General features: G+C 71.3%; 4 protein-coding genes and 1 pseudogene. 4 read left to right on the top strand and 1 reads right to left on the bottom strand.

Features of this window, described 5'->3' with window-relative positions; translation table 11 throughout:
- From AC2VOK_RS12115 to AC2VOK_RS12100, 4 genes and pseudogenes are all read left to right on the top strand, one after another.
- A pseudogene (locus AC2VOK_RS12115) lies at positions 1-465 on the top strand (ATP-binding protein); the annotation flags it as partial.
- Positions 462-866 (top strand): serine protease inhibitor, encoded by a 405-nt coding sequence (locus tag AC2VOK_RS12110; RefSeq protein WP_428900683.1) that lies wholly within the window; start codon positions 462-464, stop codon positions 864-866. The pseudogene AC2VOK_RS12115 and the gene AC2VOK_RS12110, both read left to right, overlap by 4 nt.
- 14 nt (positions 867-880) lie before the next feature.
- Positions 881-1,252: a DUF742 domain-containing protein gene (locus AC2VOK_RS12105; protein ID WP_428900682.1), complete on the top strand. Its 372-nt coding sequence runs from the start codon at positions 881-883 to the stop codon at positions 1,250-1,252.
- Entirely contained in the window at positions 1,233-1,820 is a 588-nt protein-coding gene (locus tag AC2VOK_RS12100) for a GTP-binding protein (protein WP_421531089.1), read from the top strand. Before AC2VOK_RS12105 ends, AC2VOK_RS12100 begins: the two co-directional genes overlap by 20 nt.
- A 16-nt stretch (positions 1,821-1,836) precedes the next feature.
- Here AC2VOK_RS12100 and AC2VOK_RS12095 read toward each other — a convergent pair.
- On the bottom strand, positions 1,837-2,927 hold a 1,091-nt coding region (locus tag AC2VOK_RS12095), incomplete at its 5' end, for an ABC transporter permease (protein ID WP_428900681.1).

The following is a 2,927-nucleotide window of genomic DNA, read 5'->3' as shown; positions in this document are numbered from 1 at the left end:
CCCAAGCCACCGACCGCCAGGCCACCGGCCGCCAAGCCCGCTGCCAGGCCCGCGGGCCCGGCCGATGACGACGTGATCTACCGCCGCATGCTCTCGGAGATGCTGGGCGACCCGCACGACCTGGTCGACAGTCCGGACCTGGACTGGCAGTCGGTGTGGGACCGCGGTTGGTCGCTGGCCGCCGAGGCCGAGGACAAGCCCGTCGAGGCGCACACCGCCGAGCACGGGCTGCCGGTCCGCACTCCCGGAGCCCGGTTGGTACCCGGCGCGGCCGACGGGGCCGCCCCGAAAGACGCCCCGAAAGACGCCCCGAGAGACACCCACGAGTCCCACGATGAGTGGCCCGGCAACGGCGGGGATCGCGACCCCGAGGCGGTTCGCGCGTCGTTGCGCAGCCACTTCGGCGGGGTGCGCACGGGGCGGACGCACGCCCGCGAAACGAGCAACGGAACGGACCAGTCATGACGTCGGGGGGTGGTTCGCTGGACTGGCTGGTGACCAAGTTCGCCCGCGAGATCCCCGGGGTGGCTCATGCGCTGCTGGTGTCCGTCGACGGCCTGGCCATCGCCGCCAGCGAGCACCTGCCGCGTGAACGCGCCGACCAGTTGGCGGCGGTGGCCTCGGGGCTGGCCAGCCTGGCGACCGGGGCCGCGCAGCTGTTCGACGGCGGTCAGGTGCTGCAGTCGGTGGTCGAGATGCAGAACGGGTACCTGCTGCTGATGCGGGTCGGCGACGGCTCGCATCTGGCCACGCTGGCCGCGACGTCCTGCGACATCGGTCAGATCGGCTACGAGATGGCCGTCCTGGTCGAGCGCGTGGGCAGCGTCGTGCAGTCCACCCGCAGGTCCGTCACACCGCACCCGTGAGCCCGTGATCCGCGATGGAACCCGAGCCCTGGCCGTCCCCGCGTAAGGCGAGCCTGGTCCGGCCGTACACGCTGACGGCCGGCCGCACCGACACCGGCGTCGACCTTCCGCTGGAGGCGCCGATCCAGACGCTGCAGGCCGGCCTGGCCCACCGGTGGCCTGCCGAGGACCCGAAAGGCAAGATCATCCAGTTGTGTGTGCGCAGCCCGTCGGTCGCCGAAATCGCGGCCCGGCTGGATCTGCCGGTCGGCGTCGCGCGCGTCCTGGTCGGCGATCTGGTCCTGTCGGGCTACCTTCAGGTGCACAGGACGTTGACCGAGCGTTCGACCCGCGATGAGCGCCACGAGCTCATAGGAAGGACTCTGCGTGGCTTACGAGCACTCTGACACCCGGCCGGACGGGAGAGCGCACGCCTCGACGAAGATCGTCGTCGCGGGCGGCTTCGGCGCCGGGAAGACGACGTTCGTCGGCGCGGTGTCCGAGATCATGCCGCTGCGCACCGAGGCGATGCTCACCGACGCCTCGGCCGGGGTGGACGCGCTCGAGGCCACCCCGGACAAGCGGACCACCACGGTCGCGATGGATTTCGGCCGCATCACCCTCGACGAGGACCTGGTGCTCTACCTGTTCGGCACGCCGGGGCAGCGGCGGTTCTGGTTCATGTGGGACGACCTGGTGCGCGGCGCGATCGGGGCGATCGTGCTGGTCGACGTGCGGCGCCTGCAGGACAGCTTCGCCGCGGTCGACTTCTTCGAGCATCGGAAACTGCCGTTCCTGGTCGCGGTCAACGAGTTCGAGGGCGCACCCCGCTACCCCGCCGGCGAGGTGCGCCAGGCGCTGGCTCTGCCCCCGCACATCCCGGTGATCACCGTCGACGCCCGCGACCGCCGCTCGGCCACCGACGCGCTGATCGCCGTCAGCGAGTACGCGCTGGAAAATCTCGCCGCCAGCTGAGCGCGCCGCCCCGGATTCAGCGCCGGAGCCGGATGCGCCACCGCACGATCGCGGCGTAGAGCGCCGTCAGCGCTCCCAACATCGCCATGTCGAACAGCCAGGCGCTGCGGGTATGCCGCCAGTGGCTGTCGTGGGGGACCAGCGTCCCGGGCACCAGGGCGTCCACGTTCACCGTGGATGCCGACGCCGCGTATCCCCACCGCGCGGGCACCGCCCACGACACCTGGTCGAGCACGATCCGGCCGGTGACCGGGATCAGGCCACCGGCCAGCACCAGCTGCAGCATCAGCGACACCACCAGCAGCGGCATGATCTGCTCGTTGGAGCGCACCAGCGACGACAGCACCAGCCCGAGGATCGCCGAGGCCACGCACGTCGCGGCGACGGTGACGAACAGTTCGACACTCGGATCACCCAGCAGCACCGCCCGCTGGGTGGGCGCACCCTTGCCGGCGATGACGATGCCCGTCGTGATCGCCGCCTGCGCGACCGCGAAGACGCAGAAGACGACCATCTTGGCACCCAGGTAGGCCGCCGTCGACAGGCCGACCGCCTGTTCCCGCGTGAAGATGGGGCGCTCACCGATCAGGTCGCGGATCGTCAGCGCGGTGCCCATGAAGACGGCCGCGATCGACAGCAGTGTCAGGATCTGCGCAGATTCGTCGGGTGTCTCGCTGGTCGGCGGGGCGACGCCGAACCCGGTGTCGCCCGGAACGGTCAGCGACAACCCGCCCATGACGAACGGCAGCAGCGCCAGGAACAGAAAATAGGCGCGGTCGGCGACCACCAGGCGGACCTGGCGGCGGGTGACCGTGGAGAGCTGGCGGCGCACGCTGGTGTGCGCGGGGGCGCCCAGGTCGGCCGGCGGCGCGGCCTGCGGCGACCGTGCGGGCCCCTGCTGCGCGTCTTTTCGGGCCAGAAAGCGCCGGTTGGCCTCCTCGGGGTCGGCGCCCACCTCCGCGAATATGTGGGCCCAGTTGGTGGTGCCCATGACGTCGCCGATCTGGCCGGGTGGGCCCAGGAAGGCCATCCTGCCACCGGGCGCCATCAGCAGCACCTGGTCGCAGACGTCGAGGTAGGTCAGCGAGTGCGTGACCACCAGCACCA

The organism is Mycobacterium sp. TH-M116 (genome assembly GCF_057473685.1).
This window is presented reverse-complemented; position numbering and strand designations above follow the sequence as displayed.